Source organism: Legionella clemsonensis, from assembly GCF_002240035.1.
GTDB lineage: Bacteria > Pseudomonadota > Gammaproteobacteria > Legionellales > Legionellaceae > Tatlockia > Tatlockia clemsonensis.
In genome coordinates this window covers 1,655,298-1,681,168 of record NZ_CP016397.1, presented here as the reverse complement: position 1 = coordinate 1,681,168, position 25,871 = coordinate 1,655,298, and the positions used below count along the sequence as shown (strand labels likewise).

Below are 25,871 nucleotides of genomic sequence, written 5' to 3'. Positions count from 1 at the left end.
GGATTTTTGTGGTATATTTATGCTTCACTTTTTGAGGGAAAATTATTTATATCTATGAAGTAATTTTAGCATATTAAGTCTCAATTATTCTAAGTTTCATTGCGAATTTTAGTTTTAAATTGCCTGTCTCTATAATAGAGAAGATAGGCGGAAGAAGGCGCTATCTATAAAAAATAAATACGAAAAATGATGAATTAGCGAGAGGTCTAACTGCGACAAAGAGGTCGCAGTAAACAATTAGGAATTAAAAAGGCCATAAAGTATGGCGGATATAGCAATTAAGCCGATGAAACTAATAAAAATACTCACCACTGAATTTCTGAACTTTTTCATTGCCGGTACTTTAGCAATGGCATACATAGGCATAAGGAATAAAATTACGGCAATAATTGGGCCACCTAGCGTTTCGATCATACCAAGAATACTGGGGTTTAATGTTGCCACGACCCAGCAGGTAATGATCATAAATCCTTCAATGAAATACTGTATTTTTTTGGGATTTAAATCGTTACCACGGTTAGCAAATCCTTTGATAATTAATCCTTGCAAACCTTCGCTGGCTCCTAAATAGTGGCCAAGAAATGATTTTGAAATCGCGACAAAGGCAATAAATGGAGCAATATAAGCCATCATTGGCGTGTGAAAGTGGTTCGCAAGATACGATAAAATGGAAATATTTTGTTGTTTTGCCAAGGCAAGATCTTGAGGAGAGAGGCTAAAGACACAGCTGAAAACAAAAAACATGACAGTGGATACCATAAGAAGATGACTGTATCTTAGAATCCAGGAACTTTTTTCATCAGCATCTTTCCCATATTGCTTTTTTTGAGCCACGGCAAATGAAGAAATGATAGGTGAATGATTAAAGGAAAATACCATCACCGGTATAATAAGCCAGAGTGTCATTGCCAATCCATGAGCACCTTCGCCATTGATCGCGCTGCTTTGCTGAACAATAGCATTGTTCCAATGAGGAATTAAATAGAGGGAAAGCAGGATTAAAATACTAACAAAAGGGTAAACGAGAAAGCTCATGGATCTAACAATCATCTGCTGACCAAAACGAACAATAGCCATTAAAGCCAAAATCAGTACAATAGCTAGTAACACGCGGGGTGGTGCTTGCATACCCAGCTGATTTACAATAAAGCTTTCGGTAGTATTAGTAATTGCTACACTATACATTAATAAAATGGGATAAATAGCAAAAAAATACAGGAAGGTTAATATTTTACCGGCAAAGTTACCAAAGTGCTCATCAACAACGGTGGTAATATCATCTTTAAGGGAGGAGCCAGAAAGCACAAATCGGCACAAAGCCTGATGTGAGAAATAAGTCATGGGGAACGCAAGCAAGGTCATGATAATTAAAGGCCAGATGCCATTTAATCCCGCATTAATCGGTAAAAAAAGAGTACCTGCACCAATTGCGGTACCATAAAGACTGAGCATCCAGACGGTATCTTGCTTATGCCATTTTGAAATATGACTTTCTGCTTCAGGTAGATTCACGGTAATCTCATTGAGAGACATAAAACATCCTCGTTTCTTGCTATGAGTTGAACTAACTCATGCCCATGTGTGCTTCCACTAATGTTCTTTTTTTAGGCAGCATTTCACATCTTATCGAAACAGAAAATACAAATCAAGCATTTAATATTTCCTTAAGCTCATTAAAATAAACTATTCAAAATTTAACCAACCAACTATGATTTACTATGAGTGTTGTAATTATTGGAGATGGTCCAAGTGGACTTTATGCTGCCATTAGATTAAAGCAAGCTGGTGTAAAAAATATTAAAGTGATTGGTCCGCGTGACGGGAAATATGTTAGACCGGGTCACATAAATTTTTCGGTTTTTACAAGAGCGGAAGAGGGTGTCGGGCGAAAATTACGCGCTAGCACTAAAACCGCTCATATTAAAGATATTGAGCGTAAACTCTATAAACTTGCTCTTAATATGGGTATTACGATAGAAAAAGGAACCTTTGTAAAATTTTCAGAGGATAAAAAAGGAATTATCGTTTCTAATCAGGAGGTTGAGAGTTTCTTAGCTTGTGATTTTGCATTCGATTGTACAGGCTCAAAGCGAGCTTTGGTTCACGCAATCAATGACCGTGCAAAACAAAGCCTGAATCCGCCGCCTTTTGAACTATCACCCGTTTCTGAAGAGGTCATGGTTAAAAACCATATGTTGGCCTATGTAACCATGGGCCAACGAGATTTTCTAGCGTCTAAACGCTATCCTAGCCATAAAAGCAACAGTCTTATAGGAAAATCACCTTTGGAATTTGCAAAGGCCATGGAGCGTTTGCGTCAGTTTGGTTGGCGAGAAATGGCATTTCCACGTTGCTACAGTATGCCATTCGGTAAAGATAAAGTTTGTTTTTACTTGGAAGCTCCTGATAATCTTCCTGGAGAAAAAAAGGAGGAGTGGTTTCAAACAGTGTTGGAGTGTGGAACAGGCAATTCAGCAATTCATTTTCAGCAATTACCGCCCTCAAAAAAATATCAATCAAAGCCACGATTGACCACCTTTATAGTCGAGCCACGACAGCTTAATCGCTTTTCTTACCAGGAAAAAGGGCTACCCTATGTGATTACTCAGGGGGATACGCAAATTGAGCCTAATTATGTGTTGGCGCATGGGATTGTCGAGTCCTTTGAGCGTATTGACGCGATGATTAAAGGATTAATTATTATCGACGGGAAAATTCACTATTTTGATGAGGAAGATTATGAACATGATGTTAAAAGTGCACTGACTCGTCATCAACAGTCACTCATTGATCATTATAAGGAACGCAAGGAACATTTTTTAAGATGGCTACGTGAGGCTAAAGGATATTATGAGGAAGCGTTTATTGCTGATGCTAAGCCTCAATTTCAGGAGCGCTTAAAAGAAATAACCGCGCGAATTGCTTATTATGATGCGCTCGATATCCTGACCACGTATATTTACCAAGATAAAATTATCGTCCCAAGATTTAATCCGGGAGTCTTGGTTTCTAATTTAATTAAAGCAGCAGAGGGTTTACTGAAAGCAAGCACTAAATTACCGCCTTTATTTGATAATGAGGCTCAAGAGGCCAAAAAAGATTAAAGGGGCTTGTTGTTCTCTATAAAGAGGTGGGAAATCAATTGTTCAAGGCAGGAAAATTTGATTTGGCCTTGGTAATATACCGTCAGGCGCTGGAAATAGATAAAAATGTGGATAGCAACTCTAACTCAGAGGTAGTAACTCTTTACTCCAATATGGTTTTGGTGCTTCGTAAACTATCACAACCTTACGAGGCGCTTGATGTTGCCAAAAATGCTTTAGAATCCTCTGTTGAAGCAGGGGCGGAAATAAAAAAGAAAATACTATTCAATATATTAGCTGTTATCTCTGAGACCATTGAGACACAAAGAGTAAATAATGCTTTTATTCGACGATCTGTCGAATTTTGTCTTGAATATAAAAAATTTCTTGATGAGTATTTACCCTCTGAACTGGCAGAAATGTCTAAAAAAATGGTAACTGTTTCAGGAGATAGTGATACATTAAGAATTAAAGCCAGAGAATATTATTCCATGCAGCAGCTAGAACTTAGTTTAATCACTTATGAAGATGCATTGAAGATGCATCGTCTTTGTAAGGATAGTAATGATATTGAAACAGCCGCTGCTTTAGCGGCAAATATTATACTGCTATATCGCAGGGTCGAGCGTATTTCTCAAGCATTACCTCTTGCAGAGGAATTCTTAAATAGTTCAGACTCTTTTGGCGTGGATATAAAGAAAAAGATTCTCTTTAACCTTATGGTGGGGCTAAGGGAGCATCTGAATAAAAATTGCTCTTCTGAAGAAGAATTAAAGTCACACCCTCTGTTTGAGAAATTTCATCACCTTTTGACCAGGCACTGTGGGTTTATTGAAAAAGAGCTCGCGGGAAGCTTAAGAAGTGAACTTGAATTGCAAAGTTCAATAAGCCGGGAGAATGAGCGCGGTTCCAAGACTGCTAATCAAATAAACTTTACTTGATTAGCATAGCATTAGAATTTTATTAGGCATCACCACATGCTTTTGCTAATATTAGCAAAAGCATGTTTTCTGAGTCGAGCCTCTCATGTTTTCTAATGAGTTGATTTTTAAACAATTGCAGAAACTCTATTATGCACCAGTCCCATTTCCACTGGAAACTGTTGTCGTTGAAAACGCCATAAATGCCTTTTTTAAATTTCTGAATGAACCTGAGGATATCAAAAATCACATTGATTTTACTATTGCACCACTTCATCGAAGAGGTGATGTTGGTTATAAACATCGGCATGCTAATGAGCATCTCTATAATGACTCGAAAGATTTTTTCCATTTCCATCCAGCCTTATTTGAAAAGTATGACACGTTTTTAAAGGCAAATGCTGTTGTGCTTGATTTTGTTTTAAAAGCCAAACCTATATGGGATTTAGCATACAAGACCGTGTATGGAATTTTACAGGCTTTGGATAAAAAATTTCCTGCACTGGTTAAAAAAGTGTTTGAAACGGAACATGCCCATGTTTTATTAAGATTTTTAAAATATGACTGGCAGGAATCAGGTAAATATTTGGCAAAACCTCATTTTGATGCAGGTTCTTTTACCTTGGCAATTGCAGAAAGCTCTCCTGGTTTACGCATTGGTAGTTGTCCGGAAAACTTAAAGTTGGTGGAACACAAAGAGGGTCATGCAATTTTTATGCTTTCGAGTAATTTTAAGCAAATCATGCCTACTGAGGAGTTGTCAGCAGGATGGCATGATGTAATTCAACTGGATGAAACACGGGTTGGTAAACCTTTTGCAAGATGGGCAATTGTTGCATTCATTGAAGCCCATGGCGTGGTTGCTTTACCTAGAACGGAAACCCATAAGTGGTATAGCGGAGAGTCTGCCTAGAATCCACATGGAATATTTTTAAAAGGATAGAGCTCTCTTTAAGCCTGATGTAATATGTACTCTTTTTAAGAGTACTTAGGCTGCTATGAGGGCAATAAAAAAAGCTCTTCTCTATATCTATCTATATTTAAGTAAACAAACTGAAGAGGCTAGTCATCAAATTACGCTATTTGCCATGGTTATGATGATTAATTTTCCTCTTTTTGGAGTCCTGTGGAAATTTGAAATTTTTCAGTTGACGGAAGAGTTTGTATTGCGAATGATTGCTACAGCATTGTGTGCTATGTTAGCTACTCATCAATTTTGGCGTTCATCCTGGCTTAAAGCATTACCACTGCTGTGGTATCTCACATTATTGTTTTGCCTCCCATTCTTTTTTTCCTACCTGACGTTGTTAAACCATGGTTCTACTTTATGGCTTATGAATTGTGTCTCTGCGATTTTCTTTCTATTTTTGGTAACAAGTGTCGTTGGAGCATTGAGTCTGTTAGTGATGGGTGTGAGTATTGGCTTTATTGGATTCTTTTATATTGCAGGTCATGTAGCTGATTATAATCCTGGAAATGTTTCATTATTTAGCTTAATTATTACTTTTATCGCGGCAATTGTTATTGGAGCACTGTTTGCTCGTGATAGGGAGTTAATTTATGAAGGAAAAATTTCTGGAATGCGCTTGCTGGCTGGCAGTATAGCTCATGATTTGCGCACGCCATTGGCCAGTATTCATCTGCAGGCAGAATTGCAGGAAATGTTGGTTGAAAAACTGAAAAATCCCGAAGTAAGAAAGCATCTGAAAGAAGGGCTCAATAAAATAACTCGCGGTATTGAGATGAGTAATCAATTAATCAGCATGCAGTTAAGCAACATACAGCGTGATAAACTTGATACCCAAAGCTTTTCCATAATGCCCATTAAGTCATTGTTGAAAAGATCTGTTGAAGAATATCCTTTAAGAAAGGAACAAAAGAAATTCATTCATATGAATCTGGAAACTGATTTCTCCATATGGATAGGAGAGGTAGCCTTTAAGAACTTACTATGGAACTTACTAAAAAATAGTTTGGATTTTATTGAGGAAACCGGAAGAGGTGAGATTACTATTTGGCTGGTAACGGGTGAAGAGAAAGATGATTTTAATTATTTGCATTTTAAAGATACTGCCAAAGGGATTAATAATCCGGAAAAAATTTTTGATACCTTTTATTCAACGCGAAAAGGAGGTACTGGTGTAGGGTTGGCTTATTGTAAATTATTAATGTCTGCCGCAGGTGGTGATATCACTTGTGATGGAAATCAGCCTGGGCAAGCGCATTTCATTCTAAAATTCCCTAAAGTAGATTAGACATTTTGTTCAAACTGACAAGGCATTATGAGCTAATATCCAGTATGGTGGCTGATAATTCTTCCCACATTTGTCGTTGGTGAGAATAAATAAAATGAAAAGCATCTCTTACTTTTTCTTCAGACGTTAACCAGATAGGAGTTAATTTTTCTACTACAGGCTCAAAATGCTCAACATGCATATGCACATTAAAAAATGCGGTAGCAACTTTAGGTAAGTGGAGCGATTTTGCAAACTCGGTAAGATAGAAATAATCGATATTGTCCAGTCTTTCATAGGCTGCAAAAGCAGCAAGGCGTTCATTTGCATCATGAGTAGAAAGCCAATGTAAATGACCTGTGTTAAATGCTTTGGCAAAAGGTAAATAATGGGTTTCGTTAACAATTTCGTCATGAATGTCGAGATCACACTCTTTTGCAAAAATTTCATACAATTTTTCATGTGAAACCCGGTTTTTTAATCCTAACTCTTCCTGAATGTTTTCCAGTATTATTGTTTTGGTGTAGTCATCGTTAGCAAAATTGGCCACATACCACATGAAATTAATAAAATGTCCCCGCAGATGATAAAAAAGACCGGCAAAAAAACGTTTCTGCTTACTCGTCAAACAAGAAGTTTGTGTTTTATCAAATAGAGAATTTTGTTGCATTTGTTGTCGATAATTTCTGTCGATATCAGAAAGAAATTGTGTAAAAGTTGCTGGAATTGCCATGACGTGAGTTTAACCCTTTTCTTTTGTTTAATTAGCACTCTACTTCATACAGAAGATAACTCATTATAAATTTATCCCTTGCTAATGATATAGAGCAAAAATTATTATTTTTCTAGAATAACCTTAAAAAAACATCCTCTGAAGTCCTGGAGATGTGGATTCCCGGTTGCCTAGGATGCAATATCTGTTCAATGGATTTTTAATGGATGTACAAGTCTCCCCATTCATTCGCTATGTACTATACTTTTACAAGCATAATCATAACCTTGGGAGAATGGTTGTCATGTCTCATATCAAACGCACGGAAGAGTCTGAAATTATCCATCAATACAGTAAGGATATTCTAGCAGCAATGCCTAATCTTGTTTATATTTTAGATAAAAATTGTACATTCGTGGGAGCAAATACGAATTTTCTAACGCTTGTAGGGTTTGAAAACAATGAGCAGTTAGCAGGTAAAACCTATAAGGAAATGACTGAATTTTTACCTTGGTCTGACGAGCGTACTCAAATGTTTAAACGAGATGATATTAATGCTTTACTATCAGGTGAATCTGCCTACAAAGTGAGTGAACCACCGATTATTCGTGCTAAAGATAATGTCCTCTATTACGAATCTTCAAGAGTGCCCATTTTGGATAAAGACAAAAATGTAGTTGGACTGGTTGTTATCTTAACTGATGTAACAGCCTATAAAAGGATGCAAGAGCAATTAGCCAAAATAAAAGAGCAATTGCAACAAAACAATATAAAATCGCACACAGTCCCAGTCATGAGGCATGCCAAATCTGCCAATTTAAAAAAGATACCTAAAATTTTAATGGTGGAAGATAATTCCATCGCGCAAAAAGCAACGCAGGCATTGCTGATGCAGCTGGATTGCCACGTGGATGTGGCGGATTCAGGGGATAAGGCAATTAGTCTATTTAAACCCGGTAAATACGATTTGGTGTTCATGGACATTGGTCTTGAAGGGACATCAGGTTATGTGGTATCGAAAGAAATTCGAAAAATGGAAGACAAATCAGAATATCGTGTGCCTATTATTGCCCTAACTGGTTATGAAGCCGATGTGGTTAAATATGACTGTGTGGATTATTTTATGGAAGGAGCACTAACGAAACCTTTGACCAGTGAGCAAGCTAAGCAAATCATTCAGCACTATGTCTATGACATTGATATCCCAGTTCGAGGTCTAAGAAGTACTAAAGACATGGAAAATAACTCACAGCCCTAGATATCTGGGTCTGTGAGTTAAAATTATCTCTACAGTGTGTTTAGCACAGTAGCAAATTCATCCAGTTTTTGCTCAGAATCCGTTTTAACCGTAGGGATAAAGCGATAGCGGCCAGTAGCAAGTACACTGGCAATATTAGCTAAGCCCAATGTGGCGATGGACAATACCACATGCGTTAAATTAAGCAAAAATTCGCTCCATCCGCGATGATGCGCTAATTCCTGTCGAGCGGTCTTAATTGCATCCATACAGGTGCTCTTAAAAGTGTCTGTAGTTGTGTTTTTATTAATAAAGTAAGCCTCGCGAGCCTCATGTAGTGCTCGGTGTAAAGCGCTTGCTTCTGCTGCGGCTTTTGTATAGTTTTTATTTGTTTTTGCTATCTTTGATAAGTCCTGTAATTTTTCTACTAAAGTATTCAGAGCAGAGTCAAATTCTTGGCGATGTGGTCGTTCTACAATGGATTCTCTTGCTTTAGGTTCTGTAATTTTAATAGTATCTGAAGTATTACCAGGGTCAGAATTTTCAGGATTATCCGTAATAGTTTCTTCGGATATCATTGTTTCATCAGGATCAACTGCCTTAGCTTCTGCTTCTTCTGCTTCTTCTGCTTCTTCCGATGTAATTTCTTCACATTTTAGACTAAACGTTGATGCTCTTTTGATGGATTTTCTAAATTTTTTGTCTCCTGTTTCTGTTTTAACTGAATTTTTGTTTTCCTGAGCTTTAGGTTGCTGTTTTGTAGCTTTAATATTTTCATATTGTGCTAAGGCTTCATTTAGTGCTTTGATGTCCTCTGAAATTTCCCTATAAAGAGAATCGACATCCAAAAGTTTGCTTTTATCTTTTAAAGTAAACGATTCTTTTATAATGTTTAGTAGTGCACCCATTAAAGAATAATAGGCACTGATATTTAACTTAAAGGCTAACTCTAGCTTATAAAGATCATGAATTTCTTGGGGACTGGGGATGGCTCCTGGTTTAGGAGTTAAAAAGATTGGATTAACCGTATTTAAATACTCACGCTCGCTGGCCAATCTTTCTGTCAATAGCGCTAGTATAGGGGCAGCGTTAGTCAATTTGTCTTTTTTTATAAATTGCAAAGCTAGAGATGTTAGCTTTGCAATCCCCCCAGTGTCTCCCTGTCCGCTTTTAAAGCGTTGGAAAGAAATTGTTTTTCAAACTCTGTTTGAGTAGAGTGTTCGGGAAAATAAATAAATAAGAGATGACTCCATTTCTTGGAGATCTTAAGAGGATCATTATTATCTTGTAATGCTTTATAAGATTGAAGCAATTGGTTTATTTCAGTCAGGGTTACCATAGAATTACCACCATACAACAATGAGATCAAAAATAATTCAAAATGATCTCACAATAAGCAAAAATGGTCAAGTAATTTTCGTAATAATTTCGTGAGACGCTATATAAGACTTGCGGTTAATCCTCTTAAAAATTGTGTTTTTTTAATAGATAGAATAAATTTAAAAGAGAAACATAAACCAGGGAGAGATTTATGTTGAACGTAAATTCAGGCATCATTTGCGATATACTTCTTAAGGCACGTCAGTTTCAGGCCAAGGAAAATGTAAGTTTTCCGGAAGTGACGGATGATATGGATGCCTCTTATGTATTGGCTGATCACGCAGATGACCTTACTTATCAAGAAGTTACACAAGCAATCAATAACTTACGCCCAGACCAACAGGCCACACTAGTCGCTCTGATGTACATAGGGCGTGGCGATTATACTGAAGCTGAGTGGGAAGATGCCTACCGTGTCGCTAGAGAGCAATGGACAAATCGTACGGGTGAATATCTTTTGGCAAGGCCGACAATGCCCGATGATATTGAGAGAGGATTAAATTCATTGGGAATTTCTTGCAGTGAGTAACAGGTCAAAATCAAATTTAAAAAGGCACAGCCTTGGCGTACGGCATAAAATGTCATTCTGCATAAAATGTCATTCTGAACGTAGTGAAGAATCCCTTCGTTTAAGAATGATAGTAATTGTGCAAGCTGACAGTGTTGAATTAATGCAAAAATGGGATGATTTTGTCCTGCAGAGAATAAGATTTAATTTCTAAAACGAGCGATAATTGTTATGCTGCCAGATTTAGGTAAGCAATATTTTTATCAATTATGACGAGTTCAGAAAAAAAATTCCCTCGTTTATTGTCATTGGATGTCTTTCGTGGATTAACAATTGCTTTAATGATTTTGGTGAATAGTCCCGGTAATAATACAGTTTATACCTGGTTAGAGCACTCTCCCTGGAATGGTTGTACTCTGGCGGATGTTGTTTTTCCTTTTTTTATCTTTATTGTTGGGGTTTCTGTGGTTTTTTCATTGACAAAAGCCAAAACCCAGGGCATAACTACCACACAAATGCTTCCGAAAATTCTAAAACGCAGCATTATTATTTTTTTAATTGGTTTGTTTTTAAACGCCTTTCCTTACCACTTCGATTTAGCCACTTTGCGTGTCTTTGGCGTGTTACAACGAATAGCAATCTGTTATTTACTCTGTGCTGTATTATTTTTAACAACCCGTTTTACCACACAACTTATTCTTTTAGTTTTGCTATTGATTGGTTATTGGCTGCTAATGTTTCTTATTCCTGTACAGGGTTATGGTGCTGGTAATTTAACACCTCAGGGGAATGTGGCAGCCGCTGTCGATCGTATGCTTTTTTCTGCCTCTCATCTATACGGCAAATCTTACGACCCGGAAGGATTGCTTAGTACGCTTCCGGCTATTGCCACCGGATTATTAGGAAATTTGACGGGTTGCTGGTTAATTTCTTCACGCAGAGCGTCAGTTAAATGTATGGGATTAATAGGCGTTGGTTTGTTAAGTATGATAATCGGTTGGGTTTGGGGATTACAATTTCCCATTAATAAAACACTTTGGACAAGCTCCTATGTCTTAGTGACCGGAGGACAAGCATTGTTGGTATTCGCTCTATGTTATTGGCTGGTTGATATTAGAGAGTGGAAAAAATGGTCAAAACCTTTTGAAATTTTTGGACTTAACGCCCTTGCAGTTTATTTTTTACATGTCTTTTTTCTAAAGATTCAGCTTATGACACCTGCTCCTTCCGGAAATTTACGTTCCTTTATTACCGAACAACTTTTTGGTTGGGCTTCTCCTGAAAACGCTTCTTTACTTTATGCATTAACCTATACGTTAGTTTGGTTACTCCTATTAACACTTCTTTATCGAAAGAAAATTTTTATTAAGATTTAAAATAGGGTGTTATCCCCGATCTCTTTAAATTATGCTATCTTAGCGACAGTATGGTTAAATAGCTTCCCTTATGAAGAAAAATATTTCAACAAAAAATCGTGGTTCTCTCAGCAACCCTGAGGGACGTTTCGAAAGCCAAGCGTATGAACATTTTGATGATGGGTGGATGCTTGAAGAAGAGGCGTTGCCTCCTTTAGAAACTTTTTTATTACCCGAGACTTCCAAATCGGTTATCACCCGCAACGATTCTCCTGATCTTGGTTTTGAACAGTCCATCAATCCTTACCGAGGTTGTGAACACGGTTGTATCTATTGTTATGCAAGACCCAGTCATGCCTATATGAACTTATCGCCCGGCCTTGATTTCGAAACAAAGATTTTTTACAAAGTGAATGCGGAAAAATTATTAAAAGAAGAACTAAATAAAACGAAATATAGGTGCAAACCGATTGTTCTTGGCGCAAATACCGATCCCTATCAACCGGCAGAATCTAAATTACAAATTACAAGAAGTATTCTTGAAGTTCTAAGGGAGCATAGACATCCAGTCATTATCATAACCAAAAATTCGTTAATTGAACGTGACATCGATATTCTTAACGACATGGCCAAAGATAATCTCGTTCGAGTGGCCGTTAGCATTACTACGCTTTCCAAACAATTAAAACATATAATGGAGCCAAGAACTTCCGCACCCTCAGCCAGGGTTAAAGTTGTTAAACATTTAAGTGAGCATCAGATTCCTGTTCGTGTCATGGTGGCTCCTATTATTCCTATGGTTAACGATGTGGAAATAGAAAAAATTCTACAAGTTACTAGCGAAGCAGGGGCGGAATATGCAAGCTATGTCTTAATCCGATTACCTTATGAAGTAAAGGATTTATTTAAAGAATGGCTTGCCCAACATTTTCCTCAACGAGCAGAGCATATCATGAGTCTTATACGACAAATGCGCGGTGGCAAGGAGTATGATTCTACTTTTGGTAAAAGAATGCGAGGCGAGGGGGAGTTTGCCAATTTAATAGAAACTCGTTTTCGCCTAGCTTGTAAACGATTTAATTTAAATCAAAAATCACTGGATGAGCTGAGTACAGATAAATTCAAAAAAACACCCGCTAAATCATCCTTACCAAATCAGTTAAGCTTGTGGGATGAAACGTTTTAGCTTAACTATCATCCACTCAGAGAATTAGGTTGACGCTTACTTTGAGTGCTGTAGAATTAATTTCACTTTCTGTAGTTAAGTCGGCTCAGGTCAAAGCCCCTGGAGTAACTTATGAAGGCATTGAGTCAAGGATTAGACATGACAAGAATGTTAGGTAGCAAACAAGCCTGTGATTTGATTTTATTTGGCACTTTAGGCGATTTAGCGTCTCGCAAACTATTACCTGCACTTTATCAACTTGAGAAAGCAAATTTACTTCATGCTGATACTCAAATTACGGGTGTAGCTCGTGAAGAGCTGGATTATCATAGTTATATTAATACTGTAGAAATCAAACTGCAGCAATTTTTAAAAGCCCCGATAGAAGCTGAGGTATGGCAACGCTTACAGCAAAGATTGAGCTATGCAAAAATTGATCTAAGTCAAGCGATTGATTATGAAAAGCTGCTGACTGTCACGAAGCCGACCGCACGTGTTCCTGTGAGCTATTTTGCAACACCACCCTCCTTATTTGGTCAAATTAGTCATGGATTGTCCTTAATAGGGCTAACACAAGCGCCTGCTCGTGTGGTTTTAGAAAAACCTATTGGGCATGATTTGGCCTCCTCCATTGTTATTAACAATGAAGTATCAAACTATTTTAATGAAGACCAAATTTATCGTATTGATCATTATTTGGGTAAGGAAACAGTATTAAACTTACTGGTTTTACGATTTGCCAACGCACTTTTTTCATCTCACTGGGACAATACAGCCATTGATCATGTACAAATTACTGTCGCTGAAGAAGTTGGCGTAGAAGGGCGCTGGGGATATTATGATGATGCTGGCCAAACCAGAGATATGGTACAAAATCATCTTTTGCAAATTTTATCACTCATCGCTATGGAGCCACCTCAAAATCTTGATGCAGATAGCATTCGAGACGAAAAACTTAAAGTCCTGAAAGCATTACGGCCTATTAATCTTACTAATGTTCAGGAAAATACGGTGCGAGGGCAATATGTACATGGATTTGTCAATGGTAGATCAGTGCCTGGCTATTTGGAGGAAGCGGATGCCAGACAGAACAGTAAAACAGAAACCTTTGTAGCGCTTAAAGTTAACATTGATAATTGGCGTTGGGCTGGCGTACCTTTTTATTTGCGCACTGGTAAGCGTATGCCTAAAAAACATAGTGAGGTAGCAATCTGCTTTAAGCCTCAACCCCATAATATTTTTCAACAAATTTATAAGCATTTGGCGCCTAATAAACTGATTATCCGTTTACAACCTGACGAAGGGGTGGAAATTCAAATGATGAATAAAATCCCAGGGCTGGGCGAGACTATGCAGCTGCAACAGTCAAAACTGGATCTAAGTTTTGATGAAACATTTAAATCCCAGCGTATTGCTGATGCTTATGAACGGTTATTGCTTGAGGTGATGTTAGGAAATCAATATCTGTTCGTGCGTCGGGATGAGGTGGAACAGGCATGGAAATGGGTTGATGGAATTTTACATGCATGGCATAACTTTAAAGAACCGCCGACACCTTATCAAGCAGGCACCTGGGGACCTGTTGCTGCAACGTCATTGTTGGCTCGCGGTGGACATAACTGGGATGAATAAGATGCACTTACATCACTTTGATAATGCTGAGCAGCTTAATCAGCAGTTTGCCCAAAAAATTGCACTACTCATTACGCAAGCGATCGCTGAACGTGGTCGAGCCTATCTGGCAGTTTCAGGGGGAAAAACACCGGTAAATTTATTTCAGAAGCTGGCTGTAACCGCTTTAGATTGGGAAAAAGTTATTATTATTCTAACTGATGAACGTTGGATAGATCCACGGGAAAGTGACAGTAATGAGCAGTTAGTACGAACTTATCTGCTTAAGGATAAAGCTGAAAAAGCAACATTCATCAGTTTATACCGTGCAATGCATGAGGATGCTGATGAAATTAAAACTTGGATTGCCACTTTACCAATGTTTGATGTAGTCATACTCGGTATGGGAGAAGATGGACATACTGCCTCACTGTTTCCTTGTAGTGCTGAAATCCATGCGGGGCTTGCTGATAATTCTGATCCTGTATTAACAGTTCAACCCACATCAGCACCTTATCGCCGAATTTCCTTGAGTAAAACCCGGTTGCTAAATAGCCGAACAATTTTCCTACATTTAGTCGGTAAGAAAAAGCTGGAAACGCTCAATAAGGCACTTGCTGGAGTGAACCCGCTAGAGATGCCGATCAGAGCTTTTTTACATCATCCATCCATAAACATTCAAATTATGTATTCACCTTAGGGCCGAACATGCACCCAGTAATAAAAAAAATAACTGAGCAAATAATGGATCGCAGTAAAAACTATCGAGCAAATTATCTGGAGCAAGTTGAGCAGGCCCGGAAAAAGGGGCCTCATCGTGCTTCTTTGCAATGTGGAAATCTGGCGCATGGATTTGCTGCTTGTCAAACCCATGAAAAAGCATTGCTTCGTGGTTTAACAAAACCGAATATTGCCATTATCTCCGCCTATAATGACATGTTATCCGCTCATCAACCTTATGAAGATTATCCACGAATATTGAAAAAAGCAATTAGTGAGAGTGGTGGAACAGCTCAATTTGCAGGAGGCGTTCCGGCGATGTGTGATGGCGTCACTCAGGGACAGCCGGGAATGGAACTCAGTCTTATGAGCCGCGATATAATTGCAATGTCGGCGGCTATCGCACTGTCACATAACATGTTTGATGGGGGCTTAATGCTTGGAATTTGCGATAAAATCGTTCCGGGCTTGTTAATAGGTGCTTTAAGCTTTGGCCATTTGCCCTTTGTGTTTGTCCCTTCAGGCCCTATGCCTTCTGGCATTGCTAACAAAGAAAAGGCACGTATCCGGGAGCTTTATGCAGAGGGAAAAGTAGGTAAAGAAGCATTACTGGATGTTGAAGCTGCATCCTATCATGCACCAGGAACCTGTACTTTTTATGGGACAGCCAATTCCAATCAGCTAATTGTAGAAACAATGGGATTACACTTACCTGGTGCCTCTTTTGTTAATCCAGGAACCTCATTACGAGACGCCTTAACTCAGGAAGCTGCTCGGCGAGTAATTGAGCTGACTCATCTTGATAATAATTATTTACCTATTGCCAAAATCATTGATGAAAAAGTGATTGTTAATGGCATGGTGGCTTTGTTGGCAACAGGAGGGTCAACAAACCATACCATGCATTTGGTAGCTATTGCTCGTGCTGCAGGGGTGCTTATTAATTGGACTGATTTTGCGGATTTATCTGCTGTTACCCCCTTAATCGCTCGGATTTATCCCAATGGACATGCTGATATTAACCAATTCCAGCAAGCGGGTGGTATGGCTTATTTGATTCGTAGTTTACTCGATGCTGAATTGCTCCACGAAGATGTCAATACGATAATGGGGTTTGGCTTACGCCATTACACCAAGCAACCAGTATTGGATAATAAAGAATTATTTTGGATAGAGGGTCCTCGGGAGTCACTTGATTTAACCGTATTAAGATCTCCCTCCAATCCCTTTAAAGCAGAAGGTGGACTGCAAGTTCTCTCAGGAAATATAGGTCGTGGTATTATTAAAACGTCAGCTTTACATCCTGATGCTGAAATAATCGAAGCTCCGGCAGTGGTATTTTCCAGTCAGCATGACCTTGAAGTTGCTTTTAAGGCGGGTGAATTGAATAAAGATTGTGTGATTGTTGTACGCTTTCAAGGGCCAAAAGCATGCGGCATGCCTGAGCTTCATAAGCTCACACCACCACTGGGCGTATTACAAGACCGGGGATTTCAAGTGGCTTTGGTTACAGATGGGCGTATGTCAGGCGCTTCTGGAAAAATACCTGCAGCTATTCATGTTACTCCGGAGGCTGCTGATGGGGGTATGATTGCCAGGATTAAAACAGGTGACATGATATTAATTGATAGCAGAAAAGGGATTTTGCAACTGCTGGTTTCAAAAGAAGAGCTGACAAAGCGCCATAGTGAAGAGGAACACTCAGGCACTCCATTGGGCATGGGCCGAGAGCTTTTTTGCAACATGCGTAGACAACTAACGGGTGCAGAACTAGGGGCCTCTTGTTTATTTCCAACCGAGGTTGGTGCCCATGATTAATTCACAGTCTATTTTCTCTATTGATGAGCAATTTGCCATTGTGGCTGATATTGGTGGTACTAACGCACGCTTTAGTCGGGTTGATTTTTGTAATTGGCATGTAGATAAAGTGGCAGTCTATCCTTGCGCTAATTTTCCAAGTTTAGTTGCAGCATTAGCTTACTATCAAGAGAGTCAGAAACTTTCTGCGATAAAACACATTGCTATCGCTATTGCCTGTCCTGTTATTGATGATGTGGTTCGCATGACAAATTTCCATTGGCAATTCTCTATTCGAGAGATAAAGGAGCAACTAAATATTGCCGAGTTACAAGTCATGAATGATTTTACCGCAGCTGCAATGAGTTTACCTTTGCTGGGAAATGAGGAAAAAGTTCAAGTTGGTCAAGGGTCTGCTGATTTAAGCAAACCAATGGTTGTATTAGGCGCAGGTACTGGTTTAGGCGTTGCTCATTTAATTCCAACTGACAAGGGATTTATCCCTATAGCAGGTGAGGGTGGTCATGCAACCTGGGCTGCTCAAACGGAGCAGGAGTGGTTTATTCAACGTTATTTAACCACTAAGTATGGGCATGTATCTTGTGAACGTCTATTATCTGGGGCAGGTCTTGAGGCAATTTATTTAGCATTGGCCTCTTATCAAGAAATAAAGGTAGTACCTTTATCGGCCGCACAAATTTCAACATTTGCGTTAACAAAGCAATGTGACTTGGCTTTTGCGGCAGTCAACCAGTTTTTTGCTAGCCTTGGATGTTATGCTGGCGATTTGGCACTAACTTTAGGGGCATTAGGTGGAGTCTATATTGCTGGGGGCATAGTTCCTAAATTACTGCCATTAATGGAAGCAAGTAGTTTTAGAGCACGTTTTGAGAACAAGGGGCGATCCAGTCGTTTTAACGTTCAAATTCCCACGTATGTCATCACAGCGGAGCAGCCCGGTTTGTTAGGTGCAGCTGCCTATTTAAAACAAATCATGGGAAGGAGTGCTTATGTTATGTGACAATAAAAAATTTGACGCTGAAAAACTATTTTCTTTAAGCCCTATCATTCCTGTAATCGTGCTTCATGATCTCAAAGATGCACTACCTTTGGCAAATGCACTCATCGCTGGCGGCATTAACATATTGGAAATAACGTTAAGAACTCCAGTTGCACTTGAAGCAATTCGTCTATTAAGAAAAGAAATCCCTAGTGCAGTAATAGGTGCAGGTACTGTGACTACAGGACAGCAGATAGAAGCTTGTATTGAAGCAGACGCACAATTCATGATTAGTCCTGGACTTACTGTGGAGTTGTTACAGACATGTCGTGAAATTCAAATTCCATTTATTCCGGGCGCTTCAAGTATTTCAGAGTTAATGGAGGGGATGCGATTCAACCATACTTATTTTAAATTTTTCCCTGCTGAAGTGGCAGGAGGTATGGCGATGCTAAGAGCAATTTACGCCCCTTTCTCGAGTTTGAAGTTTTGTGCAACAGGAGGTGTTAATGAAAAAAACTTTCTGGACTATTTAAGTTTACCTAATGTAGAGTGTGTGGGCGGAAGCTGGATTGTGCCTGCGGAAGCAATGAAAGAAAAAAAATGGCATCGTATTACTGAGTTAGCTGCAACTGCAAGAGAGCAGGTAAACCGTATACTTTGATTAACAGGATAGAACATTAAGGATAAAAATATGGCCTGGTTGGTAGCAATTATTGGATCCGTAACAGGTTTTTTATTTGGCTATGATGAAGGGATCATCGCTGGTTCTTTGGATTTGGTGCGAAATTATTTTGGTTTGACGCACACGGATGTTGGCGTTATGACTTCTGCTTTACCTTTTGGCGCCTTAATAGGTTCCATGCTTATTGGAGCGGTTCTAGCCTCGCGTCTTGCTAAAGGTTTTGGTAGACGTTCTACTCTTTTTGCTGCAGGAATTCTTTTTCTTATTGGTGCATTAGGCACTGCTATAGCTACAGAAGAATGGATATTAATTTTTGCGCGGTTTATTCTTGGTATTGCCATTGGAACAGCTGCGGTTACCACACCTCTTTATCTGGCTGAAACTGCTCCTGTGCAACTTAGAGGAGCTATAGTAGCTGTTTATCAATTGGCTATTACGATAGGAATTGTGTGTGCTTATTCGGTGAACTATTTGTTAATAGAACATCAAGCCTGGAGAACAATGTTTGCTTCAAGTGCACTTCCAGCATTCATTCTGGTATTGGGTATTTTCTTTTTGCCAGAGTCACCGCGCTGGCTGGTTAGTGCGGGTAGGGATGATGAAGCTGCTAAAGCATTAAAACGTCTGCGTAGCAATTTATCCATTGAGCAGGAGTTAACTGAAATCCAAAGAACTCTGGCTAATGAGCCTAAAGAAAACAACTGGCGTATGATGTTTAAAAAACCCTTGTTACCTGTGCTATTGTTAGGGATGACATTATTTTGTTTGCAGCAACTAAGTGGGATTAATGTCATCATTTATTTTGCGCCAGAAATTTTTAAAAATCTTGGTTTTACCAATACAATAGGGCAGATTCTGGCAACAATGGGTATTGGGCTGGTGAATTTATTAGTTACCATTATTGCCATGGTGTATGTGGATAAAATAGGTCGACGTAAATTATTGCTAATTGGTTTTACTGGTGCCTGCATTAGTTTGGCTTCACTGAGCCTCTTTTCTTTCTATAACGCCTCTTTATTAGCTTACCTCTCCGTGCTATGTCTGACGGTTTATATATTTTCCTTTGCAATTAGTATAGGGCCTGTTCCTCATATAGCAATGTCAGAAATTTTCCCCCTACATGTTCGGGGTATAGGAATGGGACTTTCTTCCATTAGTAATTGGGGATTTAATACGTTAACTGTGTTCAGTTTTCCAATTTTGCATCATCAATTTGGTATCGAATTTACTTTTGCCCTTTATGCCTTAATCTGTCTATTAGGTCTTTTTTATGCCTATTACTACATGCCAGAAACCAAAAATCTTAGCTTGGAAGCCATTGAAGATCATTTAATGCGCGGTTATCCCTTACGAGATCTGGGCCGAAATGAAGAAATTACTTCAATTAATGAGGATGGGCTGGTTTATGAGTAATTTAGGTAAAGGGCTCTGACATTAGAGGGTAAACACATTATTGTTATTAAACCTGAGAGTGAACGCATCTAACGTTTAGCACAAAAGCTCCTTGTTGGCCTAGATGCTGTGCCTTATGCACAGCATCTATAATCTCGTATCAATATTAAGGTGGATTCTACATAAAGTGGTAGTAGGCAGTCTAAACCTCATACTAAACAAGCACTTATTCATTTATTTTGTGATCATCTCAGGATTTGTGCGGGATTTAGAAACTACGCCCACGACAAGCTGCGGGGCGTAGAAAGAGAAGTGATCAAGGGACAGCATCAGACAAGTGATTAATGCAAATTCAATGATTCCCGCAAATTAATTGCTCGAAGAACGGCGACATAACTCCAAGTCAGGGAGTTAGCACCTTGTTGAATGCCTGTATTGAGATTAATCTGCTCGCTCATGGTTAAATCAGGGGCATACTGTTTAATAAGTCTTAAATAATGGTCTCCCTGCTTTACATTGGCTTTAATGAATGCTTGATGTTTCCGGTCAGCGGGAAGCATTGCAGCTACTTTATAATAATATTCAGCCATTGTTGCTGTTAGAATAAACCAGGGATTCCCTAGCCCATCATTACGATAGCCATCATAAGTATCACCTGGATAGCGTCCAAATAACAAAGCATCAGTGTAATTATCATTAATAGGATAAAGCATTTTAAATTGCTCTCTTAGAGCATCTGCAGTATTTCTAACATAGGGATTCGTAGGAAGAAATGGATTATTCTCAGTATACCCAAGTAAGACACCTAACATCACTGCTGAATCCAGCTCATTTGTCTTTTGAGGACCCGGATGTGGGGCGAGAGTAGCTTGTATAATGGCTCTGTCTTGATCAATATGCTGGTTTAATCGCTCTTCCATTAAACGAGCTTGTTCTTCGTAAAAGGCGGCTGTTGATGCTTCATTGAGTTCGCGTGCTAGTTTAGCGCCCTCAATTAATGCCTTTCTCTGGACCATTACAGTAAAGAAGTGATCTCCATAAACTTCTTCCCATAGGTCATAATTTTTTTCTTGCCAGTGATGCGCTATATATTCCAAATCCATTTTAATCGCTCCCATGGATTCAGGATCTAGCCCACCACCGTAAAGATGAGCCTGGACATACGGCAGTTCATTATTTTTTATCAGAGAATGAGCAAAACGTATTAATGTTAATGCTCTAAGTGCTGGGCCATCATTTTGCGGCCGCCCCCATGGTCCATCATAAGCACGACCATCTAAATAAAATTTAGGCTCACCTAAAATATCTTGTCCCGGTAGAGTATCTGTTTGATGCTGTGCCTTTTCTACCCAATGTACATAATTAACCAGTCGAGCTTTGTCTTCAGGCTTTTTATCTTTTTCATACCAGGTTTCAATTAAATCCATAGTAATTGCAGCATCACGTACCCAGTCATAATAGTAATCAGGATAATATCTGGAAGGTGAAGCAATGACTGCACCTGTATCAGTAATATTGGCAATAAAATTTTGTTTTAGTGTTGCTATTTCTGCAGGTGAGAAAACAGCGGCATGAGTTACTGCAATAAAAACATAACTTAACAAAACTAAAATCCGTTTCATTTAAACCCCTTAAATAGTTCTAAAAACGCAAGAGCCCACATCTTACCGGAAAGGAGTAATTCAAGCTATAACACTTTGATTGGGAAAATAAAATTTTTCTCTAAATGCTGATACATACGCAAGCTATTTTATAATGCTATTTTCATTAAGTACTATAATGGTTTTGATTAATCGCTGTAAAAATAGGGATATAATAATGAAGATCGACAAAATTATTTCTGCTTTATTATGCTGCGTGCTGTTGCAGATTGTTAACTCACCTTTTTGTGAAGCAAGTACCCAGTTGAAGTTATCAGCTGACGAAGTCATCAAAATCACCCTAAAAAATCCTGATATTCTTGATAAAACCAAAGCACAACAGTCAATAGCGATAGGTGGTTTTTCCGGTCTGAGATTTTTGCGACAAACCTCCAAAGGGAAATTGTTATTTCTAACCCATACGGATAGAGGACCTAACACAGAGGCATATATAAGAGACAGAATTGTCCAAAGACCTTTTATGCTGCCGAACTTTACCCCACGCTTGATTTTTTTGGAGGCGGATATAGTTACAAAAACAATGCGGATTAAAAAACAAATTCAATTAAAGGATGCAAAAGGCAAATTACTTACAGGATTGCCCCGGGAACGATCGAATGAACATCCTGTTAATCTTAAAGGTAAAGCTTTGGCATTTGATAAATTGGGAATGGATCTTGAGGGAATTGCTATCGCAAAAGATGGAAGTTATTGGATGGCCGAAGAATACGGTCCCTCTATTGTTCATTTTTCTTCACAAGGTAAATTACTCAATTTATTTCAGCCAGGAGAAGGATTACCTGCCTATATAAAGCAAAGGAAACTTAATCGTGGATTTGAAGGCATCGCCCTGGAAAATCGAAAGGTATTCGCTATTTTGCAAAGTGGTATAAAGAACTCCAAAACTTTACCGATTGTTGAGTTTGATATCGATAAGCAAGTAACAACAGCACAATATTCCTACCCACTCGACGAACAAGATGGACGAATTGGCGATATGGTATCAGTCGGTTCAAAACGTTTTTTGGTCATCGAACAAAATAAAAAAAATAAAAAAATTTTTTTAATTCATTTGGGTAATTTGCTCAAGGATGAATTGGTGCATAAACAAGAATTGATTAATTTAACCAGTCTAGGGCTAAACGCAAAGAAGATTGAAGGGATTACATTAGTAGGGCAAAAACACATTGCAGTGATTACTGATAATGATTTTGGTTTAGCAGGAGAATTAGATCAAAAAACTGGTAGGGCAACATTTAAGAAAGAAAAGTCTATGCTTTATATAATTCCTTTGCCTCTGAAGTTTTCTTGATGTTTTTGCTTAAAAGAGCCAAGCGACTCAAGGTAATTATAATTGAAGCAAGATTGACGATATTAAATGTACGGTAAATAGCATGGCATACAATAACATGTTATAATTATTTCCTCTGCTCTATTTTAGAATAGCTATGGCTACTACACAGTTATACGATGAAACGCCTTTGATTCACTCTCAATTTATAAAAAACACTTATGGAAGAGAGGTGTTTTTTAAATTGGAAGCATTACAACCGACCGGATCTTTTAAAATTCGAGGCATCGGTAAATTATGTCAACACTATAAGAAAGAAGGTGTTACACAGTTTGTTGCCTCTTCCGGTGGAAATGCGGGTATTGCTGTTGCCTATGCGGGTATGAAATTAGGAATTCCAGCGACAGTTTTTATTCCAAAAACAAGTCACCAGATTTACGTTGATGAAATTAAAGCCTACGGTGCACAAGTAGTGGTTGGAGGGGAGGTTTGGGACGAAGCGCATCAAGCAGCTTTATCATTTGCTGCGCAGCAACAGGCAGCTTATATTCCGCCTTTTGACCACCCGATTATTTGGGAGGGACACGCTTCAATCATTCATGAAGTAGTAGCAAATAAACATTTGCGGCCAGAAGCGATTGTAGTTGCTGTAGGCGGTGGAGGTCTTGCTTGTGGTATTCTTGAAGGAATGCATCAGGTTCAATGGAATGATATTCCACTTATTGCGGTAGAAACTATCGGCGCTGACAGCTTTTATCAATCTGTAAAAGCCCAGAAGCAAATTACTTTGGATAAAATTACTTCCAAAGCAACAAGTCTTGGTGCAAAGCAAATTGCTACTCAATTATTTAAATGGCATTTTAAACATCCAATAAAAAATGTTTTGGTAAGTGATGCAGACGCAGAAGAGGGTTGCAGGGCTTTTGCCAGGGATAAGCGGATTTTAGTCGAGTTATCTGCAGGGGCAGCCTTATCACTTGCTTATACAAACCATTCGGTGCTGGATGATTATAACTCGGTGTTAGTTATCGTTTGTGGAGGAATTAATACCAGTTTTTTCAATTTAGACGCCGATAATTAAATAATTTTTATTTGTTTTTCTTGCTTCTCACCTGGCTCAGCGGAGATAGTTTGTAATCTTGCTTTGAACCTTGAGGTTGGATTTGTTTTTGGTTGCTCCGAGAAAATGGCATCTAACATTTTTTGACCAGAGGCATCCTCTATTTTTTCGCTTAACCATGTTTGAAGATTTTGAAGCTCTGCAGGATTGTCAGATTGAGCGATTATTTTTTTCAGATGCAATGCCATGAACGGTAACAACTGATTAATTTGTTGCAAGCTTAATTGTTCAAGTAGTTTAATTGCATCGGTTGGCGAGTTTTCTTCAATTTTATCAAAAGAAACCAACTCAAGAAGTTGTTTATTTTTATCGAAAGAAAGATACTGCATCAATTGCCCTAATTGTTCAAAATTAAACTCCATAGAGGGTATAACTTCTTTCACAGAGACAAAGACTTGTTTTCTTTGTTCAGCAGTAAATAATTTTCCCATCACCGTATTAATGGCATCAATATTGTTCAATAACTGTTTGATTTGTGGGTTTTTTAACGTCCTGGCAATTTTGTCAGGTGGTAAAAAGCGAATAATATCGCCTAACTGTTTTTCATCTTTTATAAGGGTAGAGAGATTAGGGCCATATTTTTCATAATTACGTGCTCGAGAACGCTCAGACATATGGTAAAGTCTTTCAGCAAGATTATCAGCATCCTTTATAGAGGCTATATCAACAAAATACTGCTCAGGATCACTCACAGGGGTTGGCCCAGCTTGAAATGTTTCCGACTCATCGATGTATTTTGCCAAATCCAAATGAAAAACAATGTTAGTTTTCAAAAAATCTTCCATTAAGTTTTTTAGCGTAGAATAAGCCTTATTCGGAATTTTATCTTTTAACGTCGTTTGTAGTATAGAAAGAATTGCTTTTTGCAAGTTTTCCTTCTGTAAGTGAGTTGCTCTTCCTATAGGATAACTCGCTAATAATTGATGTACAGCAAGCTTAACATCATCAAGCGGTTGGGCAATATGTTTATTTTTAGCTAATAAGTATTGATTAATACTTTCAAATTCGACCAGAAATTCCCTAAGAGCAGTGCCTTCAGCTGTATTTTTTTTAATTGTTTTGTATAGTTTTGTTTTATCATCAAATTTAGGCGCGGCGTCTAGCACATAAAGCGCCAGACCCATCTTAACTGAATCTGATTTTTTTATAGTTGTATTTTCTATAGAGAGCGTATCCCAAAGCTTTTCTTTATAGCGATTTGGTAGTTGAACTCGTCCATCTACTCCTGCATGAAATTTTTGTTGCAAAACTTTGGGAGTAAAAAAGAGAGACGCGTGTTCTTCAGAATATACATTTAATTCGGTAGTTAAAACTTGGTTATAAAGAAAATCAAGCTCATGATTTTCAGCAAAGTCACTCCAGCTGAGATGCTGTGCTTTGGGTACAGTGTAAACTGCAGACTGACAATTTTTGTTAAAAACGGGAGCCATTTGTCGGAAAAATTTATTATGCAGTGGGTTAATATTTTTCTGATAAGCTCCTAAAATGACAATCGCTTTCTTTAGATTTTCACAATGACTCAAATCAAAATTTTTATTAAATGATGTTGAGCGGTGGTGAGTGATTTGTTTAGGATTGCCTGGAACGGGGTCGCTGGCGAAAAGAGACATGGGAATCTCTAAATCATCGAGATGACGAGCAACTGCAAACGTGGTTACAGCACCTCTGCTAAAGCCAGTCATATTGATATCATCGACCTTGAATTTTTTCTCGTTTTCAACGCCTCTAATGACAACAGCATTACCGAACTCTTGTTTCAAGGTTCTAAGGGACAGCACGCCATCATCGTTAAAACAGGTACGTAATTTACGGGCCACAGTGTCTAAGTTAGGGCTGATATAGCCAATTCCTGGTGTTCTTCCACCGATGGCTTTGTCTTGACAACCATTAAAATAAATTCGAATTACATCCGTATCGAATGCTTCCTTTTCATATTTTTGTTCAAGGTTTTTTGCGGTATCGCCAGTGCCTGCAAAAGCAAAGAGAACTTTTTTACCCATTGAGTCAAAATTAATCTATGT

The 25,871-nt window shown here is 38.5% G+C and carries 22 protein-coding genes; 16 read left to right on the top strand and 6 right to left on the bottom strand.

Annotated features, from left to right (window positions below; genetic code table 11):
- Positions 1 to 237 precede the first annotated feature (237 nt).
- The gene (locus clem_RS07275; protein WP_094091026.1) at positions 238 to 1,533 is read right to left on the bottom strand and encodes a serine/threonine transporter; all 1,296 of its coding nucleotides are present in this window, start codon (positions 1,531 to 1,533) and stop codon (positions 238 to 240) included.
- Between the two features lie 185 nt (positions 1,534 to 1,718).
- Here clem_RS07275 and clem_RS07270 point away from each other — a divergent pair, with 185 nt between their 5' ends.
- From clem_RS07270 to clem_RS07255, 4 genes are all read left to right on the top strand, one after another.
- Complete coding sequence (locus clem_RS07270) at positions 1,719 to 3,104, top strand: ubiquitin-activating E1 family protein (RefSeq protein ID WP_094091025.1); 1,386 nt, start codon at positions 1,719 to 1,721, stop codon at positions 3,102 to 3,104.
- Positions 3,105 to 3,166: 62 nt separating this feature from the next.
- On the top strand, positions 3,167 to 4,024 hold the full coding sequence (locus tag clem_RS07265; protein WP_157698201.1) for a hypothetical protein: 858 nt from the start codon (positions 3,167 to 3,169) through the stop codon (positions 4,022 to 4,024).
- An 85-nt stretch (positions 4,025 to 4,109) separates the two neighbouring features.
- Entirely contained in the window at positions 4,110 to 4,916 is an 807-nt protein-coding gene (locus clem_RS07260) for a hypothetical protein (protein WP_094091023.1), read from the top strand.
- An 85-nt stretch (positions 4,917 to 5,001) separates the two neighbouring features.
- Entirely contained in the window at positions 5,002 to 6,258 is a 1,257-nt protein-coding gene (locus clem_RS07255) for a sensor histidine kinase (RefSeq protein WP_094091022.1), read from the top strand.
- Positions 6,259 to 6,283: 25 nt separating this feature from the next.
- Here the strand turns inward: clem_RS07255 and clem_RS07250 are convergent, their stop codons facing one another.
- A complete protein-coding gene (locus clem_RS07250) occupies positions 6,284 to 6,970 on the bottom strand; it encodes an iron-containing redox enzyme family protein (RefSeq protein WP_094091021.1) in 687 nt (228 codons plus the stop codon).
- A gap of 283 nt (positions 6,971 to 7,253) precedes the next feature.
- On the opposite strand from clem_RS07250, the gene clem_RS07245 reads away from it, so the two are divergent.
- Positions 7,254 to 8,207, top strand: a complete 954-nt coding sequence (locus tag clem_RS07245) for a response regulator (protein WP_232505425.1) — start codon at positions 7,254 to 7,256, stop codon at positions 8,205 to 8,207.
- 29 nt (positions 8,208 to 8,236) lie between these two features.
- On the opposite strand, the gene clem_RS07240 is transcribed toward clem_RS07245, so the two are convergent.
- The gene (locus clem_RS07240; RefSeq protein ID WP_232505424.1) at positions 8,237 to 9,253 is read right to left on the bottom strand and encodes a hypothetical protein; all 1,017 of its coding nucleotides are present in this window, start codon (positions 9,251 to 9,253) and stop codon (positions 8,237 to 8,239) included.
- Positions 9,254 to 9,318: 65 nt separating this feature from the next.
- Positions 9,319 to 9,525 (bottom strand): hypothetical protein, encoded by a 207-nt coding sequence (locus clem_RS07235; RefSeq protein ID WP_094091019.1) that lies wholly within the window; start codon positions 9,523 to 9,525, stop codon positions 9,319 to 9,321.
- 192 nt (positions 9,526 to 9,717) lie between these two features.
- On the opposite strand from clem_RS07235, the gene clem_RS07230 reads away from it, so the two are divergent.
- The 9 genes from clem_RS07230 to clem_RS07190 all read left to right on the top strand — a co-directional run bounded on the left by clem_RS07230 (position 9,718) and on the right by clem_RS07190 (position 19,820).
- Positions 9,718 to 10,095 carry a DUF3775 domain-containing protein gene (locus tag clem_RS07230; protein ID WP_094091018.1) on the top strand — a complete coding sequence of 126 codons (378 nt, stop codon included), beginning with the start codon at positions 9,718 to 9,720 and terminating at the stop codon, positions 10,093 to 10,095.
- A gap of 248 nt (positions 10,096 to 10,343) precedes the next feature.
- On the top strand, positions 10,344 to 11,450 hold the full coding sequence (locus clem_RS07225; protein ID WP_094091017.1) for an acyltransferase family protein: 1,107 nt from the start codon (positions 10,344 to 10,346) through the stop codon (positions 11,448 to 11,450).
- 70 nt (positions 11,451 to 11,520) lie between these two features.
- Complete coding sequence (locus clem_RS07220) at positions 11,521 to 12,615, top strand: PA0069 family radical SAM protein (RefSeq protein ID WP_094091016.1); 1,095 nt, start codon at positions 11,521 to 11,523, stop codon at positions 12,613 to 12,615.
- Positions 12,616 to 12,753: 138 nt separating this feature from the next.
- Complete coding sequence (zwf, locus tag clem_RS07215; RefSeq protein WP_198333266.1) at positions 12,754 to 14,226, top strand: glucose-6-phosphate dehydrogenase; 1,473 nt, start codon at positions 12,754 to 12,756, stop codon at positions 14,224 to 14,226.
- Entirely contained in the window at positions 14,219 to 14,905 is a 687-nt protein-coding gene (gene pgl / locus clem_RS07210; RefSeq protein ID WP_332460211.1) for a 6-phosphogluconolactonase, read from the top strand. The genes zwf and pgl overlap by 8 nt, the downstream gene beginning before the upstream one ends.
- Positions 14,906 to 14,913: 8 nt before the next feature.
- On the top strand, positions 14,914 to 16,743 hold the full coding sequence (gene edd, locus clem_RS07205) for a phosphogluconate dehydratase (RefSeq protein ID WP_094091014.1): 1,830 nt from the start codon (positions 14,914 to 14,916) through the stop codon (positions 16,741 to 16,743).
- Positions 16,736 to 17,743 carry a glucokinase gene (gene glk, locus clem_RS07200; RefSeq protein WP_094091013.1) on the top strand — a complete coding sequence of 336 codons (1,008 nt, stop codon included), beginning with the start codon at positions 16,736 to 16,738 and terminating at the stop codon, positions 17,741 to 17,743. Before edd ends, glk begins: the two co-directional genes overlap by 8 nt.
- Entirely contained in the window at positions 17,733 to 18,386 is a 654-nt protein-coding gene (locus tag clem_RS07195; RefSeq protein WP_094091012.1) for a bifunctional 4-hydroxy-2-oxoglutarate aldolase/2-dehydro-3-deoxy-phosphogluconate aldolase, read from the top strand. The genes glk and clem_RS07195 overlap by 11 nt, the downstream gene beginning before the upstream one ends.
- A 30-nt stretch (positions 18,387 to 18,416) precedes the next feature.
- Complete coding sequence (locus clem_RS07190) at positions 18,417 to 19,820, top strand: sugar porter family MFS transporter (RefSeq protein WP_094091011.1); 1,404 nt, start codon at positions 18,417 to 18,419, stop codon at positions 19,818 to 19,820.
- A 320-nt stretch (positions 19,821 to 20,140) separates the two neighbouring features.
- Here the strand turns inward: clem_RS07190 and clem_RS07185 are convergent, their stop codons facing one another.
- Positions 20,141 to 21,421, bottom strand: a complete 1,281-nt coding sequence (locus clem_RS07185) for a glycoside hydrolase family 15 protein (RefSeq protein WP_094091010.1) — start codon at positions 21,419 to 21,421, stop codon at positions 20,141 to 20,143.
- A 196-nt stretch (positions 21,422 to 21,617) separates the two neighbouring features.
- Here clem_RS07185 and clem_RS07180 point away from each other — a divergent pair, with 196 nt between their 5' ends.
- Entirely contained in the window at positions 21,618 to 22,751 is a 1,134-nt protein-coding gene (locus clem_RS07180) for an esterase-like activity of phytase family protein (protein WP_157698199.1), read from the top strand.
- 136 nt (positions 22,752 to 22,887) lie between these two features.
- Complete coding sequence (locus clem_RS07175; RefSeq protein WP_094091008.1) at positions 22,888 to 23,811, top strand: pyridoxal-phosphate dependent enzyme; 924 nt, start codon at positions 22,888 to 22,890, stop codon at positions 23,809 to 23,811.
- Here the strand turns inward: clem_RS07175 and clem_RS07170 are convergent.
- The gene (locus clem_RS07170; RefSeq protein ID WP_094091007.1) at positions 23,808 to 25,850 is read right to left on the bottom strand and encodes a hypothetical protein; all 2,043 of its coding nucleotides are present in this window, start codon (positions 25,848 to 25,850) and stop codon (positions 23,808 to 23,810) included. The genes clem_RS07175 and clem_RS07170 overlap by 4 nt on opposite strands.
- Between the last annotated feature and the right edge of the window lie 21 nt (positions 25,851 to 25,871).